14 protein-coding genes are annotated in these 18,787 nt (G+C 65.1%); 7 read left to right on the forward strand and 7 right to left on the reverse strand.

Features of this window, described 5'->3' with window-relative positions; genetic code table 11:
* Positions 1–237: 237 nt before the first annotated feature.
* Both KF709_08700 and KF709_08705 read right to left on the reverse strand, forming a co-directional pair.
* Positions 238–1,956 (reverse strand): DUF885 domain-containing protein, encoded by a 1,719-nt coding sequence (locus tag KF709_08700; GenBank protein MBX3174481.1) that lies wholly within the window; start codon positions 1,954–1,956, stop codon positions 238–240.
* A gap of 71 nt (positions 1,957–2,027) precedes the next feature.
* On the reverse strand, positions 2,028–3,077 hold the full coding sequence (locus KF709_08705) for a zinc-binding dehydrogenase (GenBank protein MBX3174482.1): 1,050 nt from the start codon (positions 3,075–3,077) through the stop codon (positions 2,028–2,030).
* A 204-nt stretch (positions 3,078–3,281) separates the two neighbouring features.
* Between KF709_08705 and KF709_08710 the strand changes: the two genes are divergently transcribed.
* The gene (locus KF709_08710; protein ID MBX3174483.1) at positions 3,282–3,470 is read left to right on the forward strand and encodes a hypothetical protein; all 189 of its coding nucleotides are present in this window, start codon (positions 3,282–3,284) and stop codon (positions 3,468–3,470) included.
* Positions 3,471–3,578: 108 nt separating this feature from the next.
* Here the strand turns inward: KF709_08710 and KF709_08715 are convergent, their stop codons facing one another.
* Together KF709_08715 and KF709_08720 are read right to left on the reverse strand one after the other, a co-directional pair.
* Positions 3,579–3,737 (reverse strand): hypothetical protein, encoded by a 159-nt coding sequence (locus tag KF709_08715; GenBank protein ID MBX3174484.1) that lies wholly within the window; start codon positions 3,735–3,737, stop codon positions 3,579–3,581.
* Between the two features lie 242 nt (positions 3,738–3,979).
* A complete protein-coding gene (locus KF709_08720) occupies positions 3,980–4,801 on the reverse strand; it encodes an AraC family transcriptional regulator (GenBank protein ID MBX3174485.1) in 822 nt (273 codons plus the stop codon).
* Between the two features lie 448 nt (positions 4,802–5,249).
* Between KF709_08720 and KF709_08725 the strand changes: the two genes are divergently transcribed.
* From KF709_08725 to KF709_08735, 3 genes are all read left to right on the forward strand, one after another.
* The gene (locus KF709_08725; GenBank protein ID MBX3174486.1) at positions 5,250–5,639 is read left to right on the forward strand and encodes a hypothetical protein; all 390 of its coding nucleotides are present in this window, start codon (positions 5,250–5,252) and stop codon (positions 5,637–5,639) included.
* A gap of 900 nt (positions 5,640–6,539) precedes the next feature.
* Positions 6,540–7,313 carry a hypothetical protein gene (locus KF709_08730; protein ID MBX3174487.1) on the forward strand — a complete coding sequence of 258 codons (774 nt, stop codon included), beginning with the start codon at positions 6,540–6,542 and terminating at the stop codon, positions 7,311–7,313.
* A gap of 400 nt (positions 7,314–7,713) precedes the next feature.
* Positions 7,714–8,844 carry an MBL fold metallo-hydrolase gene (locus tag KF709_08735; protein MBX3174488.1) on the forward strand — a complete coding sequence of 377 codons (1,131 nt, stop codon included), beginning with the start codon at positions 7,714–7,716 and terminating at the stop codon, positions 8,842–8,844.
* Positions 8,845–9,205: 361 nt separating this feature from the next.
* Here the strand turns inward: KF709_08735 and KF709_08740 are convergent, their stop codons facing one another.
* Together KF709_08740 and KF709_08745 are read right to left on the reverse strand one after the other, a co-directional pair.
* Positions 9,206–10,345: a PQQ-binding-like beta-propeller repeat protein gene (locus KF709_08740; protein MBX3174489.1), complete on the reverse strand. Its 1,140-nt coding sequence runs from the start codon at positions 10,343–10,345 to the stop codon at positions 9,206–9,208.
* 676 nt (positions 10,346–11,021) lie between these two features.
* Positions 11,022–11,483, reverse strand: a complete 462-nt coding sequence (locus KF709_08745) for an ACT domain-containing protein (protein MBX3174490.1) — start codon at positions 11,481–11,483, stop codon at positions 11,022–11,024.
* 642 nt (positions 11,484–12,125) lie between these two features.
* Between KF709_08745 and KF709_08750 the strand changes: the two genes are divergently transcribed.
* From KF709_08750 to KF709_08760, 3 genes are all read left to right on the forward strand, one after another.
* Positions 12,126–12,620 carry a hypothetical protein gene (locus tag KF709_08750; GenBank protein ID MBX3174491.1) on the forward strand — a complete coding sequence of 165 codons (495 nt, stop codon included), beginning with the start codon at positions 12,126–12,128 and terminating at the stop codon, positions 12,618–12,620.
* A gap of 481 nt (positions 12,621–13,101) precedes the next feature.
* Positions 13,102–14,016, forward strand: coding sequence for a PD40 domain-containing protein (locus tag KF709_08755; protein ID MBX3174492.1), 915 nt, complete (start codon positions 13,102–13,104; stop codon positions 14,014–14,016).
* A gap of 556 nt (positions 14,017–14,572) precedes the next feature.
* The gene (locus KF709_08760; GenBank protein MBX3174493.1) at positions 14,573–15,880 is read left to right on the forward strand and encodes an alpha/beta fold hydrolase; all 1,308 of its coding nucleotides are present in this window, start codon (positions 14,573–14,575) and stop codon (positions 15,878–15,880) included.
* 133 nt (positions 15,881–16,013) lie between these two features.
* Here the strand turns inward: KF709_08760 and KF709_08765 are convergent, their stop codons facing one another.
* A complete protein-coding gene (locus KF709_08765; protein ID MBX3174494.1) occupies positions 16,014–18,443 on the reverse strand; it encodes an ABC transporter permease in 2,430 nt (809 codons plus the stop codon).
* Positions 18,444–18,787: the final 344 nt, after the last annotated feature.

An 18,787-nucleotide genomic window follows, 5' to 3' on the forward strand; every position in this document is an offset into this window, starting at 1 on the left:
CAGGCACGCATCACCGCCTGTGCGCTGGACACCGCGGCCGAACACCGCGCAGGAACCTTCGTCATCCGCGATGGTTGCATCGCTGCATGAGACACACCCGCGGGGACGCACGTACCGGAGTCTCGACAGGGGAGCGGGCCGACGGAGAGAAGCGGGCTGCCAGTGCCGGCGCCGGAAGCCGGCGCGGCCCCGAGGTCTGTTCATCATCCCTGCTTCCCTCCGAGACACGGTGGCGCGCTATGGTCGCGGCGCCGTCGACAGCTCCCTCTCAACCCAGCGGTCGAGCTTCTCTTGCAGGGACGCAAGCGTGATCGTTCCATCACGGATCACCTCGCGATTGAAGCGAGCCAGGTCGAAGCGTTTCCCGAGTCGTCGTGCGGCACCCGCGCGCGCGGCCAGGATCACGCGATATCCAACAAAGTACGTCGCAAGCTGGCCCGGCAACGCCGCATGTCGATCGGCATAGTCGCCGGCTTGCACCCGCGTACGGCCACCGAGGACGAACATCGAGTCGACGAGCTGCGTGCGCGTCCAACCACGCAGGTGCGCGCCCGCGTCGAGGTAGTAGGCCACGGCGACATCCAGCAGGTGTACGAGCTGTCCAATGCTGTCCAGCGGCGTGGCATAGAGCGCCATCTCGGCGCCAAGTCCCTCGGCGTAGATGCCCCATCCCTCGCTGAAGGCTGAGATGCCGATCGTGCGCATCACAGGGTGAATCGACGTCGCCCGGGAAGCGGCGATTCGTTGCAGGTGGTGGCCCGGATAGGCCTCGTGTGCGACTGCGTTGCCGACGGCCATGCGCTCCGGACGTCCAAGATTCACGAGAAACCACGCGGGGCGGCTATGGTCGTCAGGAGCCCGCTGGTAGCTCGGCGGCACTCCTGCCCGCTCCTGGAACTCCGGGTAGGGAATCACCGCGATCGACTCCGGCTCGAAACCCGCCACAACGCGAGGCGCCAGTCTTGCCGCCTGCGCGGTCATCGCTCGGTACGCCGCCAGCGTGGAGTCGCGCGAGGGAAAGACGAATCGCGGGTCGGACTTGAGCAGACGGATGCCGTCCGACACTGCGGCTCCGGTGAGTGCGCGCACGCTTGGCTCCAGCGCCCGGCGAACGCGGTCAATCTCCGTCCGCGCGTCGGCCATCAATGACTCAGGATCGCTGTCGACCGAGGTGCTCTGGCGGAGCAGGGCGCGATAGCACGCGATGCCTTCAGGCTGCTGCGAGAGCGAGCCGTCGCGGCGCGCCTGGGGCAAGTAGCTCGTCTCAAGCCAACGCGAGTAGTCGCGCGCTGCGGGAAAGATCTGCTCGCGAAGGATGCGGAGGAACTCGTCGCGGAAGGCAGCGGACGTGTCGCGGGTGATCGGCGCGGCAAGCGGTGATGCCGCGACATCGTCGGTGGTCAGGTCTCGGAACTGGCGTATGGCCGTGGCAATCACCTGCTGGGACGAGACGTAACCTGAGTCAAGTCCGCGAGCAACAAGCGTGCGTTCGTCTGCGATGAAGGCCGGGAGCTCTCGTAGCGCGGCAAGTGCACGGTCTCGGCTGGCCGCGTCACCAACACGCACGTTGCGCGCCCAGTTCGAGGCACTGATGTGCCACCCGTTGAACTGACTCGGTGCATACCACAGATGCGTCCTGCAGACGTGGGTTCCCGCTCGGCCGGCGATGACCTCGGTTAGGTTGTCCAAGAGCAACCGCTCGTCGTCGTCGGCGAGTGCCGCGCGAGGAATGCTGGCGAGCATCGACCCCACACGGTTGGAGCGAAGACGGTTGGCGATGCGCGCGCTATCGCTTAGGTCAGGCCACGCCCGGGTGCGACCGTTCCCTTGCGTGAGGGCGACGAAACTGTCCGCAGCGACGCGTAGGTCGTCGCTGGGGCCGGTGGGGGCCATGGTGGCCGATGCGGTGAACGCGGGAGAGATTGCGACGGCGAGTGAGAGCAGGAGTGGGGTCATGACGGCACGTGAAGCAAAACGTTGAGTGGAATGCGGAGCGTGGTCCGAACCCGGGAGGTGAAGCGTGCGACCTACGGCGTGATTACGGTCCGCACCGGGGCGTGATAGGCGCGCAGCTCCGCTAGCACACTGTTGACGGCGCGAGCTTCCAGCGGAACCGTGCGCAGCGCGAGCACGTCAAGGGGAAGCAGCCCTCGAGCGGCCAAGTCCAGTAGCAGCGGGAGCTCGGCAACGAGATGATCATTGGACCCGAGCAACTCGGTCTCGCGCGCTAGGAAATCAGTGTAGGTATGCACCTGCACCGGCTCGCCAGCGAGCCCAATCGCCACGGCGCGCCCGTGAACGCCGAGAACGTCGATGGCAAGCCGCGTGGTTGACGGCAACCCTGTGCAGTCGAGCGCAACATCCACGCCCTCGCCAGCTGTGGCGCTGCGGACCTCTGCCGCCGCATTTGCGTTGCGCGCATCTACCGGCCACGCGCCGAGCTGCGCCGCGAGGTGCAACTTGGTCTCGTCGGTGTCGAGTGCAATTACGGAGCGTGCCCCGAGCGCGAATGCGATCTGGAGGGCGAGCATCCCGACGCCACCGACTCCGACGACTGCGACCGTCTCTCCGGAGCTGAAGCGCGAGCGGCTGATGGCATGGAATGCCGTGGCTCCGGCGCACATTAGGATTGCCCCCTGCGCAAAGCTCACCGCCTCAGGGAGCCGAATCGCATTCACCGCCGGTACCACGATATGCTCCGCGAAGCCGCCGTCGTGCGTGAGCCCGATCATCCCGTATGCATCGCAGAACTGTTCGCGTCCGCGCCGGCAGGAGGCGCAATCGCCGCAGCTCAGCACATAGTGCACACAGACGCGTTGCCCAAGGCGCTCTTCGGGAACACCGTTGCCCACGGCGACGATGACACCGGCGATCTCATGACCGAGAATGAGCGGCCAATGAGCGACCGGGGAGTGGCCGGTGCGATAGTGCTCGTCGGAGTGGCAGATGCCAGCAGCACGGACGGCAATGAGCACCTCGTCTCTGCCAGGTGCCCGTAGCGGCATGTCGACGAGCGACAGTTCCTGGCCGATGGCAGGAAGTACGAGTGCGCACGAAGAGGTGGGCGGGGGTGGCATGGCCTGATAGTGAGTCGGGCGGTCGGCTCCCGCTAGGAGAGTGTTGCGCTAGACCCGCCGGGTCATGGAGCGCAAGACTCTTCAAGCGTGCGATCGCCGAGTGCGGTACATCGACTCATTCTTCGACTCCGGCGGCGAGTGCCGTCAAATCGACGCGTCCTCCTGGCACGTGGTGCATTCGCGCTCACTACGACTGGACGTGGGATGCGTCGCTCGGACCGATCGTCGATGGCGGCGGAGCATAGACTCGGCGACTGTATCGTCGACGATGGAGACGCAGCGGCTCCCCAGGCTTCCGTCGATGACTCGTGGCTCAATCGCATCAGCGGCAATCGCGCGCAGGTCGTCGACGCACCGCGTCACCTGAACGGCGGCATCCTGGCCGCGGTCTAGAACTTTCTGAAGGCCATGACGCGTCCGCATGACGCGTCGGCGTCCGACGTGGTCCGTGGTCCCGATTCTTGTGCTCCTTGGTACGGCAATCGCTCCTGCAATGTCGGATCAGCTGCGGACCGGATTCAGGTTTGGCGAGAGGCTCGACGTCGCCGATCCGTTGGTGAACGAGAAGTCGCGTTGGAATCCGTGGCTACATGAGCGCGACCCGGCGAGCACGATGGCGAGGATGCGCCTCGACACGCTGCCGAGCGCGGGCTGATACATCTGGTCTGCAACAACACGTCCGGGGTTGGAGCAACAGGCTCGCGCGTGACGTGAGTCCCACGCGGATGCCGCATACGATGCGCTCGTCGCGAGGCTGATTTCCGGTTCGATCGTTGTTCCCGAAGCAGTGGCGGCGATTCATCTCGCAGAGGCTTCCGGCGCGGGGGCTACGGCGACGTCGGCGGATAGGCATGGGCCGGCGCGCGGCGCTTCGCCCCGCGCCTGGGTGGTGCCTGGCCGTCCTAGCCGGCGTTCCGTCGAACGGCGGCGCGATACTCATTTGGCGACATTCCGAACACCTGCACAAACGCCCGCGTGAAGTGGCTATGGTCGGCGAAGCAAAGGTCATGCGCCACTGAGCTGATCGTACGATTCGTCCTCAGCATCGCCCGCGCGCTGTCCACACGGCGCTGCAGCGCATAGGCATACGGCGACGCCCCGAGCTGTCCGGTGAAGGCACGGCAGAGATGGAATGGACTCACCGCGCAGGCGGTGGCGAGCTCTGGCAACGACCAACGCCGTTCAGGCTCGGCGTCAATCATCGCCTTGGCGCGGGCGACGGCGTCGGTCGTGGCGTGCCGGGCAATCCGACGTGGTGCATGCGCGCGCTCGACCACTGGAGCAAGCTCGGTCATCAGGCCCGCAAGAGCCGACAGCGCGCCGTCGCAGTCGCCTGCGGCCTCGAGATCGTGGTGCATCTCGCGAACCCGCTTGGCGAGCAGCGGGTCGCGATGCACCACCGAGGTGGCCGCGACGCCTGGCCGCAGCGCTGGCGCGGCGATGGTCTCGTACTGCTGACGTGAAAGGTAGAGTGCGCGGTACTCCCAAGGGGAACTGCCAAGTACCTGCGCGGCGTGCACCACGTTGGGGGGAATCAGTAGCACACACCCAGCAAGAAAGTGATCAATGCCAGATGGACCACTGCCAATCGCCTCGCCTGACTCCGTCGTGGCGAGTACGGCGTAGTCATGCGTGTGCGGCACGAAGCGCTGCGCGCGGTAGGACGCGGTCAACAGCTCGACCCCGGCCTTCGGCAGAATTCGATACTGTCGCGGGTGTCTCACGGACGGCTCCAAGCGTAGCGGTACGTTGTTCCGACACTAACTACGGGGGAACGCGTTGCTTTGTTGCGAGCCGCCTCACCCGTGCTGCCAAATTGCCATCCGGCCGCGCGCGCCACAGTCCTCGCGTGGGCTCGATTCCGCAAGGCGATGCAAGGCAGCTTGCCGTCGGGCGGCATTCTTGCCCCGGATATTCCTGACCGCCGCCCATTCTTGAGCTGCAAGCCTAGCCAGTCTAGCCACCCTAGCCACCCTAGCCACCCTAGCCACCCTCAGAGCGCTCTAAGAGCCGGACGGTCCACACTCCAGCGGTGCGTACCTGGCGCGGCCACCGGCCCCTTCGGCGACTCGCGCCCGCGATGCGCTGGTCACAGAGTCCGCAACTCCTGTCGCGGCTGAGCTGCCGCACGATCTGATCGTCGCACCCCATCGGTCTGTCGTCGTCACCGGGATGCCATCAGCGCGAGTCTACGTGCTCGACCCTGCCACGGGTGCCATCGACAGCGAGCCCATTCCAGTCCCGGCCGCGAACCGGCGCGCGCTCCACATGGATGCCGATGGCACCTGGTGGGTGGCGCTCGGAGGCCCGGGTCTGGTGGCCAGGCGCTCGCCTGCCGGCGACTGGGTCACGCACGACGAGGCACTGTATGCCCACTGCGTTGCCCGGGACGCCTCAGGCGTGTGGGACAACGGCCGCTTTACCGGACATCCCAGAGTCCTGATGCACGTGAACGCCACGCCGGGCGCGACAACACGCGCTGAGCTGCCCGCCGCGACGCCAGCGGGTGTCAGCCCCATACCGCACGAGGTCCGTACCGGTCCCGGTGGTCGATTTGGATGAGCGAGCTGCATGGCGGCCGCGTCGTGACGTAGGACCCGCGCGCTGGCCCGCGCAGTACCTTCGAGATGCCGATCTCACATTGCGAGCGACGCCGCCTCGACGTAGCGGGCGACGGCGTCGTCCCGATTCCTCTCGACGCCGCCCGTGAGGTAGTCCCATTGGATCCAAGTACGGGGCGTCTCACGCGCCACCCGCTACCCGACCGCAATGCGCTGCCGTGCGTGGTGCGAGTGATGCGCGGAACGCGGTGTGGGCCGCTACCGGAACGAGCCACGCCGTGCGGCACGCGGCCCCCGCCGGGTCCACCTTCCGTTTCCGCTGGCGGAGCGGTGCGGTGACGTTCGTGCGAGCCTCCTGCGGCCTGACCGACACCCGTCACGCGCGCCAGCCGGCGATGCGACCGATGTGGTGCGACGGAGACTCCGGTCACGCGGAGCGACAGGAGGCCGGGGCAAAGGCCCGGAATCGTGCAGGACAAACAAGGTTGGCGCAGTCGCTGCGCTGGCAACGCGCACTGTGTGCACGCAAGAATCTCCTAGAGAATCCCACCGTGAAGGTGCAGCGTGATTCCATGTCAACAGGGGGTAGTCGGGTGCGTCCTCACGATCCAATCCCGCATCAGACGGGCGTTGCGAGCGCTGCATCTGCCGCGTCCAGTGTCTCCAAACCCGAGCGTAACGCGGACGCGCTGGCGCTGGCCTTCGGTGCAGCGCGCGGTGGACTCGCGACGCGCGTCATGGCGCTCCGGGTGCAGGCGTCGCTGGGAAGCGCACTCGCGCCACGGGCACATCGCCGCGAAGCCAAGGCGCCCTGTGTGCCGTTCGCGAAGTCGATGCAAGCAGGGCGCGAATCCCAGGCCGATGCGCACAGAACCACACCTAGGACGCATAGAGTCGTCCAATGAAACTGCCCGCTCTCGCCGTCCTCATCGCGACCGCATTCACCGCCGAGGTTGCGGCTCAGTCGATTGACACGATTTTCGCGGAGGTCGGCCATTCGGCCATCGACGGTCGCTTGATGAAGCCGCACGCCGCGCGCGTCCGTGTCTACCGCGGCGATACGCTTACCTCACAGTGGCTGAACGAACTCACGATCGGCGACAGCGCCGGACAGCCAATCATGCGGTGGGTGACAACCAGCGAACCCGTGCCGGGATTCCCCGGCCGAGTGCTGAGCGTGCTTCGGCAGACCTACAATGCACGCACTCTCGCGCCACTGGGCTACTCGACCACTGCAAGCAACGGTGCCTTCGTGCGCGTCGCGATCGATGGCCGATTCGTCACCGGCACGCGGCGCACCGCAGTCGATACCACGACGATACGTGTCCGAGACCCGATCCCCCGCCTTGGATTCTTCGCTGGCGCCTCAGACCTCGTGCCGATTGCCGCAGGGCTGCGCCATGGCAGTGTGATGGTCGCGCCCGTCTGGAATCCACTGAACGCCGGAATGACGGAGGACCGGGTCTTCACGGTGCGTGGCGACACGGCAGTCATGGTGGAGGGTCGGTTGGTGCGGTCAACGCAGGTCGAGGAGTGGCGACGCACGAACGGAACGCTCTACGCGACCTGGTACTTACTGTTGGAGTCGCCGTATATGGTCTACGGTGAGCTGCCGCTGCCAGACGGCCGCGTCCAGCGGATCACCGAGGTGGAGGTACCGCCGCGAAAGCCGTAGCCGGCGTCGTGGCCAAATCGGCGACCCCCGTACCCGCCGAGCCTGGTCGCGACGCAAGGCCGGCGAGGAAGCAGCCGGCTGTCGCGGAAGAGGGCGCGGTGAGACAGGCTCTTCGGCCCCCGGCTCATAGGCGGGAAGTGAACGCCGCAACAGGGGATCGAGGGGAGTCCTGCACCTAGAGTGAACCTGGAGGCACGCCGGACGCGCCGATGCGTACGCAATGGTCCCCGCGGGGCGCGCGGACCTCCATCGCCGTGTGGCCGGGACGCGACGTAGGTGCGCACTCTCCGAGGTCGTGCTCGAAGCGAGGCCCCGCAAGATGGTCCAAGCGCGCAGTCCGTGTTGCGACGAGAGTGAGGTGTTCGAATCGCCACTCTGGGCCGCTCCTTTCGCCAACCTCATGTCCATGCGCCTCGCCGTCATCGTCACAGCAGCCCTGCTCGTGCTCGCAGGCCGTGTCCGGACTGCGACCGGTCAAATGCTGCCGCCCTCCCCCGGGACGATTGTCGCACGGGACATCGGGGCGACAATGGAGCGGCTCGCCGAAGGGGTCTATGCGATCATTCACGAACGGGCCACGCCGGACTGGCCGCACGGCAACACAGGGGTCATCGTTGGCGAGGACGCAGTCCTCGTGGTCGACTCGGACTATTTCCCCTCGCGCGCTGCTGCGGACATCGCGCTCATCCGCCAGGTCACCGATGTGCCCATCCGCTATCTCGTAAACACCCACTGGCACGGGGACCATACCCACGGCAACGGCGTCTATCGGGACTCCTTTCCTGGACTCGCAATCCTAGGCGCGGAGCGGACCGCCACATTCTTCGAGCTCAACCAGGCGCGACTGCCGCGGCGCATCCTGAAACCGGGCTCGCATGCGCGGCAGAGCATCGCGCGCGACGAGGGCCTGCTGAGCCGAGGCCGCGACAGCACCGGCCGCGTCCTCTCGTCCGAGGAGCGCGCCGACCTCATGCGGGCGGTCTCGGAGCGGCGGCAAGAACTGGCCGAGATGCAGGCGGTGCAGGTCGCACCTCCAACGCACCTTTTCGACGGCTCCCTCGTCGTAGACCTTGGGCGTCGACGAGTCGAGATTCGCGACATGGGTCCAGGCAATAGCCCAGCCGATCTCGTCATTTACGTTCCGAGCGCACGCGTCCTCTTCGCGGGGGATCTGCTCGTCTATCCCGTGCCCTATACCACAGAGGTATTTCCAGATTCGTGGCTTCGTATCCTGAAGGAACTCGAGACGTATCGGGTAGCGGCTCTCGTGCCTGGACACGGTCCCGTGATGTCGGATCACCGGTTCACGCGCAATGTGCGTGAGGCCTTTGAGATGACGCGCCATCAGCTGGACTCACTACTGCGACTCGGCTACACGATGGCGGAGGCAGCAGATTCAGTGAATCTGATGAGCCTGCGTCACAAGTTTTGGGTGCCGGCCGGCCGGCCGGTCCTCGAACCTTTCTGGAGGGATTGGGTGCGGAACCTTGCAAGCCAATTCGCCCCTTGCGTGATGGGGTATCACTGCTGAAGTGGGGTCCTCCGGGGGTGAGCCAGGCGGACTGTCCGGTCACACGCTCACTCCTCTGACATTCTATCGCGCACGCGGTGCCAGCCCGTGTCGCTCCAGCGTAGCGTCCACGCCGCCAACATACACGGACCACTACGTCACGCACGTGACGTACGACATGCTGCCCCCAGATGTGGCCATCGCGTCGGGAAACCTCAGGATGGTATTCTGAACAGTGAATCGGTGAGCGCCCATCGGCTCGAAACAGCCCGCGCGCGGTGCATGGCCTGTGCGCGTTGCGCGTCCTCCTGCATGCCCCGCCGATGGTCCCGCTCTACGCCGCCGAGCGACCGTCCGCGCTGATTTGTTCGAGGGAGGGGGGCTATCGCAGGGCGTACACGTTGCCGTCCGTGCTTCCGAAGAAGACTACGCCGCCGGCCACCACGGGCGAGGACAATACGGAGCCAAGTGTCATCATCGTCCGCATCCCGACCATCATTCCGTCTAGCGTACGATCGGGATACATGCGCGCGGCCTGCATGCGACCGGTCGAATCCGTGTACTGAGCAGCATTTGCCCTCGAACCATCCGTCTGGAAGCGTCCTCGCAGCCGACCATCTGCGATCCCGACCGCGTTGAGCCATCCGTCCGATGAGCCGTAGTACGCCACACCACCAGCGATTGCGGGCGAAGAGAACGAGACGGCCAGACTCTGGACGTCGAAGCGGACCGCGCCGGTGGCGGCGTCGAGCGCCTTGAAACGCGTTCCGTCAGACGTCGGGAAGTAGACAACACCCTGGTGCACGGCGGGTGATGCGATTGTCCAGCCTCCATGATTGTCATGCGTCCAGCGTGGAGCTCCGGTGCTGGCATCCACCGTGTGGAATCGCCCGTCGCGGCCACCGACGAATACCAGTCCGTTGGCCACCGCTGCCGAGCTGGCGATGCCGATCTGGTTGTAAATTGTCGTGTCGTTGCCAGTCGTGTAGCGCCATCGCTCGCGCCCCGTGGCAGCGTCAATGCCGTAGAGGTTTCTGTCCCAACTGCCAACGATGACCAGTCCCCCGGCGACGGCGGGAGAGGCGTGGACCACATCTCCAGTAGAAAAGGTCCACTTGACCGCTCCAGTCGCGGCATCCAGCGCGTACACGTTTTGATCGCCGCTCCCGATGTACACAACTCCGCTCGCGACTGCAGGGGAGGAGGTGAACACGTCAAACGGGTCTGGCATGCGTTCGGTGCGCGGAATCGCTCCGTGGATGCCAGGTGCTGTAAAGCGGCGCTCACCTCGCGTCGCGAACTTCCAGGCCTCCTTTCCCGTCCGAGCGTCCACGGCGTAGATGAATCCGTCGAGACTTCCGAAGAACACCAGCCCGCGGTGCACGGCAGGCGACGAGTGGATCGGCCCGCCTGTGTCAAACTTCCACCGAAGGACGCCGTCCGCCTGGCCAAGGGCATACAGGCTGCCGTCAGTGCTTCCAACAAACACCATACTGCCGTCGACGGCCGGCGAGGAGATCACTCGTCCCCCCGTGCGATACTTCCATGCCACCGATGTGAGTGAGGGGGCGGGCGACTCGTAGACACCGAGATGGCCCGGTCCACCGCGAAACATCTCGGTTTGCGACTGGGCTGATGCGGCGGATAGCAACAGGGCGGTTGAGAGCGAGGCGATGCGCATTCTGAAGGTTCGCTCCCAGCGGCGCCCAAATCTTGAACTAATCTGCGCTGTCAATTGTGGGCACACCGCTGCGCCCACCGCCACTCGTAAGAAGCGGGCACGAGGGATGAGCGGGCGTCACCGTAGCGAGGTGACGGCGATCAGGCTGCTGCGTCGCCTGAAGGTGTGGCTGTGCCGAGTCGCGAGAGGTTGACAGCCTATCGCGCTGTCGACGCGGCGTCTGGAGCAGTGGCTGGATCTCGACACGCATGCCCGCCAAATAATGAGCGGGCGCCTCGCGTGGCCCTGCGCTGGCGTGAGGGTGTTCAGGCATCATGAGAACGGTGTCGAATCCTGTGTTGACCGCGGCATCCTCGACTCGGTGCTGCCGACTCTCATCGGACATCAACGCATGCCGCGACGTCGCGGACCGGTGAGCCGTGCTGCGCGGCGCACATCAAACCGGAGCCTTAGGTGTTCGCGCAGACTCACGACGACGCGCTCAGGATTGGCTCGGGTCGAACGAAGCTGGGGCGCGTCATGTTCCAGACGTCCGGTGGTCTCGAACGCTCTCGCGCTCTGGCCGCGGTACCTCTTCAGTTGAAAAGCCTGACAGTCGCAGGGCATCACGTGCCGAGGCCATGGCAGTACGCCGTATCAGCAAGTAATCCGTGTCGTAGGTCGCGATGGGGAAGAGAGGTATGCGCGCTCTGGCAAGCGGAACCGCAAGGGCGGCCATCATACCCACTTCGTCGAGAGGCAGGGTGCCGCGAACCCGGAGCGCAACCCAGCCCGCATCGCTTCTGACACCAACTGGCACTGACTCCGTCGAACATACGACTGACAACTCATCCGGTGATCGCGTCACGCTGAAGAATGCGCCGCTCGCGGCCCATGGCGGAACGTCGTGATCCGGCGGTAGCCGGCAGATGGTGAGATCCGAGTCGTCAAACTGGACGCATACGCTCATTGCTCTCTCGTGGAAAAACCAGGCACTCACGGTCGGCTAGCGCGCGCGGTGCGAGGTGAGTATTCCGTTGGGCCACCGGCTTCCGGCGCAAACTCGCCCTAGGGCGAGACGGCAGCTAGGACCGCGTCCTCGACCCTGCAAGGATTGATGTCAGCCGCCGAGCTCCGGCAACGTACATCAACTACGCGAAGCTGCAAGTGTGATCGTCTCCGCTTGTACAAGCAGCGTTCCAGACCGTTCGCCGTTGCGGCTGCTCAGCGGCACACGGGTCGCATGTACGCTCCGCGGGTGCCGAGAGTACATCGTTCAACTCGCACGACGGCACCGGCGAATCTCCGTGAAGCACGCTCCCCAGCGCACGCACTGGAAGATGCCGGTGCTGGCTGTCGCCCAGCTGTCAGCGCAGTTGGGCTGTACATCGCGACCACGTGGAGCAGCAAGATTCTCATATCGACGAGGCACTCTGACCGGCAAAGTGTTGTCGACCATCTTCGTCGATGCGAATTCATGGCCACTCTTGCTGAAGACCAACCAATGATACCGCGATTCCTCCGAGCAGCAGTGTTGCTCTGCACCTGCGTTGGCACCGCGGAGCCAGCGCTAGCACAGCAGTTCACAAGGCCTGGCCGGATTGACAGTCTGGAATCACCGGTCGCTCTACAAACCGTCGGCTTGTTTCTCGCTGCATTCTCTCGCGTCGGCGACGATGTCTTTATCGCGGGACAGCCCACGGAACGGGCGTTGAGGGAACTGCGCGATCAAGGCGTGATGACGGTGGTCAATCTGCGCATGCCTGACGAGATGCGGAATCAGGTGCCGTTCGATGAAGCGGCGCTCGTGGAGCAGTTGGGGATGAGGTACGTGCACATCCCGGTGCGTGCCGGGACGGAGAACCCGTACTCGCCGGCGACGCTGGCTCGGTTCACCGAAGCGCTGCACACATCGAACGGAAAGGTGCTCCTCCACTGCACCATCGCCTGGCGTGCCAGTCACTTGTGGGCCGCCTACCTCATCCGTGAGCGTGGCATTCCCGTCGAGGTCGCGCTCAAGCACGCGCGAGCAATAAACCTTCTGGACACGACTCGTGTGGCGCCCGCCGGCGGACGCCAGCCGGTCGAGGAGTTTCTGGACCGTGCGCTCCCCACGCTCGGCCGCACGCCCCGCTGACTCGAAGACACGCACCTAGGCCACGCGGACGTCGCCTCGCTGCGTTCCTGGCCCGCGGGGTTTCCCACGTGCCGGATGGCTGTGGTCGACCGCGAACTAGTGCACCTGTATAGGAGTTGCGCCAAGAGAGTTGGCGTAGCAGCGCACAACGCGTTCGAGCGGCAACCTTGCACGCACCGCACCGTGGGCGGGCAGGTCGCCTTCCCCCGGCGTGCCCGAGTGAGACGCAGCGTGAGCTCTGCGGCGAGAGCGGTGGCGACTGCGCATGCAGTGGCCAGCTCGGAAGCGTGCCTTAGGGCCGGACGACATGCCAATGTATTCCCTCATCCGGGTCCTGTTCTCGCGGAAGCGCGCGCCGGGCGCCTGAGTGCGGGTGGGCTCAACAGGATCGTGGGTCGCGGGGAAGCACGGTGGCAAGATAGTTCTATAGTTGCAGACTCGCCTCACGCATTCTAGGGTGTGTCGTTCACTGGAGGGTGGGTTGAGCAGGACTTCAATTGCGCTGCTCGTGGCGATACTCGGCCGTTTGCCAGTAGCCCTCGCCGGTCAACAGGCGGGCACCGAGCCTCCCGCCGCGCTCAGCAATGGGGCGTATCCCATCGTGTCGCCGAGTGGCCGTTGGATTCTCTTCACGTCGGAACGCGACGGGACACCCGATGTGTACGTAATGCGTACCTCTGGGCGCGACGTGCGGCGACTCACCTACGGTCCAGAGCGGGAACTGCCCGTCGGCTGGTCCCACGACCGTCCTCTGTTTGGCGTCTTTGCGCAGGACAGCACAACGCTGTTTGCCGGCCGCCTGAATGGCTCGACCTCGGCTATCGCTCGTGTCCCGGGGCGCGGAGTGCAGCTGACGCCCGAGGGTAACCGCGTGCTTCACACGGTCGGGACGTTCCGGTCCAACCGGCTTGTGGAGTCTGACTTGGATGGGGGCAACCCGCGGTTCATCACCCACGGTGGCGAAGCGATCTTCAACCCACGGCTCTCGACCGATGGCAAGCTTATAGCTTACACACGGATGGACTCGACGGGGACGCTCGAGATATGGGTGGCGCGCCGTGACGGGAGCGGAACATGGCCGGTCGTCCGCCATGTAGTGAGCGCCGGCCGCCCGCAGGTGCCGGCCTGGTCGCCCGACGGAACACGGATCGCATTTCAAGTGAACGTTCAGGTGTCAAGCACGCCACCTCAGTCCACAAGCCAGATCTGGCTCGTGGAGATTGCCACCGGAGGTCTCGTCAGTCTAGCCGGGCACGAGCGGGTGTACCTGGATGAGGTACCTTCGTGGTTTCCGGACGGACGGCACTTGGCGTTTCAAAGCAATCGGACCGGACGGATGGAGGTGTGGGTGATGCGCACCGATGGCATGCGCGCTCGTCAGCTGACGCGAGAATGACTTGTATCGCCATAGGTGAGTCCTGTTCGTCAGGGCACCAATGCCGTCGAAGAGCGCAGCAGCGGTTTGGATTGCCACGCACTTGCGCGGCCTCCGGTTCGGAAGGTCGGCGACGGCTTCGAGTTGCCGCCGCTGCTGCCACCATCCTTTCCAAGCGCCCCGACGGGAAGCGCGATTCGTGTCGGCGGTACAGAATGGGACGCGCACCTCGCGCGTGAAGGCTTCGGACGTGCCGCGTCGGGCCAGTGGCGGGTGGGTGGCACCCTGCGCTCCGTTGGCGAGTCCGCAGCGCGACACTCAATCGCAGCGTTTCCGCGCCTGGTGCTCCGAAGCGTCCCGATCCCCATCAGCACACCACGAACCTTCTCCAGAGGGCAGAATGAACTCTTCGCACCGACCACGTCGACGGGAGCATGCCGCCCGTTGGGCACCATCGCTCGAACGCGAGGTCAGTGCGCCAGGGGGTCTCGCTGGAGTTGCTGCACCTGAGGGTACTCACGCATATCTGACCTCGGTCGCCCGGCTCGCCCTCCGAACTGTCGAGGTACCGCCGCGAATGCGTAGCCTCTTCGTCGCCGGCCTCCTAGTCGCGATGGTCGCGGCGCCGGTGCGTGGACAGATTGCGCCTGTACTCCTGGAAGACTCCGTCAACTCGGTACCGCACCGAATCGTCCGGTCGTACCGCATCCTCTCCGCAGCGCTTGGGGAGGAGCGTCGAGTTGCCGTGCACTTTCCGGCGTCGTACTTCCGAGCGTCGGCGGATCGTCGCTATCCCGTCGCGGTCGTCTTCGACGGGGAAACACTCGGACAGACCGTCGCCACGGTCGCTACCGAACTCGCCCGGAACGGACAGATCCCCGAGATGCTGGTCGTCGGCGTCGAGAACACCGGCCGTACGGCGAGGCTGGACGCGAACCAAAAGCGCGTGTGGGATCTGACCCCGCCCGGCCTGTCCGTCAGCGGGAGCGACCGGCGGCAGGCGGGTGACCTCATGCTCGATTTTGTCGAGCACGAGCTCCTCGAGGCAGTCGATCAGCGACTCCTCGGCGGGTCCCCCAAGGTTCTCATCGGTCACTCATCGGGTGGGATCCTTGCGACGTACGCAGCGGCGACCCGTGCGAGATTCGACGTCGTGTTGTCGTTGGACGCCCCTGTCAGTCTGCAAGAGGGCTGGCTCGTCAACCGTCTTACCGAGGCGGCCAATGAATCGGAGCGGCCACTGCGCTACGCGACAATCGGCGCACGTTTCGAATGGCCCGACGATGGATGGGACTCCCTGACGAAGGTTGCTCCGAAGGGCTGGCAGTTGCTGCGTCGGCATCTGCCTGAAGAGCGACACCAGACGATGACGATGCTCGGCAGCTATCTCGGACTGCGCGATGTCTTCGCCGACCATCCGACACGTGTGGCAGAGCAGGAGAGGGTGCTGCAAGAGGCTAATGCTCGTCCCGGCTCCGTGACTGTGGCGTCGCTGCTCGCAACCCCGTTCGCGACCCCGGACGAGGCAGCGCAGTTCGTGGGCGAATGGACCGGCAGCGTCTGGATGGGCGACGAGCGACCCGTGCGCGACGAGGTTCGCCTCCGGCTGCGAGTCGTGGACGGCCGGCTGGTCGGCGAGACCGAGCAGCCTCGCCCCGGGGTCGCTCCGCTGGTGCGCCGCTGGGAATACCTGAGAATATCGCCCCGGGGCATGACCTGGGGCTTCATGAACGGGATGGAGCCTCGGGCCCTCGCGCTCTTCGAGGGCACACTAGAGGGCGAAGAGCTCTCGGGGCTGATGCGGCTCTCGGGCCTCCCTGACGCAACCGACACTGGGCCACCGCTGAAGTTCTCGTTCCGGCGCACCAGCGCCTCCAAGCGCTGACAAGAGTCGCATCGGGAATTCGTCCTCTCCGTCGGCTCGTGCGCACAAAGAACTGGCGGCTTCCTCCGCACGGAACATTTCTGAACAGAAGCTCTCGCTGGACCGAAGTGGTGTCCACCAATTCAGGTGAACTTCACTCGGACCGCAGTGCAGCCAGCGTGTCCGTGCGGGCGGCGCGCGAAGCCGGAAGCCAGGCCGCCAGCAGTGTTGCGATCAGGATAGCTAGCGCCGCGACGCCCATTGTCTTCCCGTCGCTCGCTGAGATCCCGTAGAAGAGTGCGCTTCCGAGGCGTGCCATGCCCATCGCGATTGCGACGCCGATAGCGACTCCGATTGCGGTGCTACCCAACACATGGTCGAGCACCAGACGCCGAATTACTCTCGGCGTGGCCCCCAGGGCGCTTCGGATACCGAACTCGTTCGTTCGCTCCGATACAGTGTAGGACATGAGGCCATACACGCCAACGATCGCCAGCGCGAGTGCGAGAGCGGCCAACACACCCATGAGTGTCCCTGCAAGTCGCGTCGTGGACGTGGCATCCCGCACGTAATCCGTCAGCGGCTTCGGATCGTAGACCGGCAGGTCTGGGTCCACCGCGCCAATCACCCGTCGCATCGCTGTCGCCAGCGCGACGGGGTCACCGCCGCCTCGTACCGTGAACGTCAATTGGTTCATCACGGTGTGGTTCGGTAGCACGTAGGCTTGATGCTTGCCGACGGTGAGCACCTCTTCGTGTCGCACATGCTCTACCACGCCAATGACACGCATCCATCTCGCGGGGCCACCGACACGATTCAACATGACGCGTTGGCCGATGGGATCCTGTCCGCGCCAGACCTGCTCGGCGAACTGATTGTCGACAATGGCGACGTCGGATCCTTCGATATCGTCAAGTGGCTCGAAATGGCGCCCGCGTAGGAGGCGCGTGCCCACTGTCTGCAAGTAGCCAGTGGTGACGGTGTGCTGCTCGACTGAAAGCTCACCGAATCTCTCAGCGGTTGCATCGTCATACGCGTACGGCATCGACAACACTCTGCCTGCCAGCGGCAGATGCGACGTGGCCCCCGCTGAAACCACGCCCGGCAGCGCTTCAAGTCGTGGAATGACCTCGTCGAGGAATCGCTTTGTTCCGGGCTGATCGTACCGGGTAGTGGGGAGTGCAACGCGCGCCGTAAGAACTCCTGCGGTCTCGAAGCCGAGTCTGACGCGGCTGATGTTGAGGAAGCTCTGGATAAAGAGCCCGGCCCCGACCAGCAGTACGAGTGCGAAGGCCACCTCACCTACCATGAGAGCGGTGCGGAGTCGCTTTCCCTGTCGACTCATCCCGGCGCGCCCGCCCTCACGAAGCGCGCTCGCGAGCGACGCGGATTCGGCACGGAGCGCGGGCACCAATCCAAACAGGATACCGGTAAGCACCGTGAGCCCAACAGCGAAGCCAAGGCACACGAAATTTAGTCTAATCGCGTCTTGCATCGGAAACGCGTGTCGTGCCCCTGCGAGTAGGATTTCGAGCGCAATCCAAGCGATTCCCACTCCGAGAATTCCTCCAGAAAGAGCGAGGACTGCGCTCTCGGCCATCAGCAGCGCAAAGATGTCACGACGAGAAGCGCCCAGCGCCGATCGAATGGCAACCTCGCGCTGGCGCCGTACACTGCGAGCCAGTAGGAGGTTGGCGACATTGGCACACGCAATCAGCAACACGAATCCTACAGCAGCCATGAGCGCGACGAGAGCAGGGCGAACCGAGCGCACAATTTCGTCTTGCAGCCCGCTCGCATGGAATCGCATCCGCGACTCGGCGTAATCCGGCATGTCCTCCACGAACGACGCCTGGAGTCGCGTCAGCTCCGCCTGCCCGGCCTCTGTCGTCATTCCGGGCTTCCGGCGCGCGAAGACTCTCAGAAAGTGCCCATTGTGCACGACCGTTCGAAAGTCGACGCGGAGAGGCTTCCAGACTGCCGTCGAGGGGCCGAGGTTCGCATCCGGCGGACCGTAGAGTGCGAACGCGTTCGGCAGGACCCCGACGATGGTCCATGACTCGCCGCCCAGCAAGATGACCTTCCCGACGACGTCAGGCATGCCGCCGTAGCGGCGCTGCCAGAGATCGAAACTGATCAGCACCGCATGGGGCCCGGTATCGTTGTCCTCCTCAGGGGCGATGTGCCGGCCGAGGACGGGGTTCACGCCAAGTGTCTGGAAAAAGTTTCCCGTCATGAGTCCGACATCGACCTGCTCGGGCTCTCCGTCGCCAGTCAGCGCCTCGCTGACTGTGAACGTCCCAGCGAGGCTTTCGTACACTTGGCTACGATCGCGAATGTACTGAATCTCCACGCCGGCATACGAGGGACGTCGCTCGTTTGGGCCGAACGATAACCGGAGCAGGTCGAGCTGGCCCGCGTCGGCATAGGGAAGTGGCCGAAGCAAGATCGCGTAGACGATGCTGAAGATCGCCGTATTGGCACCGATGCCAACGGCCAGGATGCCGATGACGAGGGCGGCGAAGTCAGGAGCGCGACGCACCGATCTGAGACCGGCGGCAAGAAGACCTTTCAACGCGGGCATGGTGGAGGTGGTAGGCGAAACCTGAACTGTCCGCGTTCGGCTATCGTCAGTCTAGAACGAAGTTGATCGACCCTTGGTCTGCGCCGCGAGGACCACAAGATGAATCCGCCGCGCGTGACGCACCTCCCCAATGGGGGCGACGCCCGTCACATGGCCTCCACTCGCGAGTTGTGTGCGAGGCATTGGGTTGTCGGGCAGGCTATCATGGGTGTCTACGCGAGCGGGTGAACTCCACCCGTCGCCCAAGTCGCCCGCGCCTTCGGCGTGTCGCGGTAGACCATCTGCAAGTGGCGGCGGCTGCGCGGGTCGGGCCGCCGCGACGGATCGTGCGCTCCGAGCGGGCG

This window comes from Gemmatimonadaceae bacterium (assembly GCA_019637445.1).
In the GTDB taxonomy this organism is placed as follows: domain Bacteria; phylum Gemmatimonadota; class Gemmatimonadetes; order Gemmatimonadales; family Gemmatimonadaceae; genus Pseudogemmatithrix.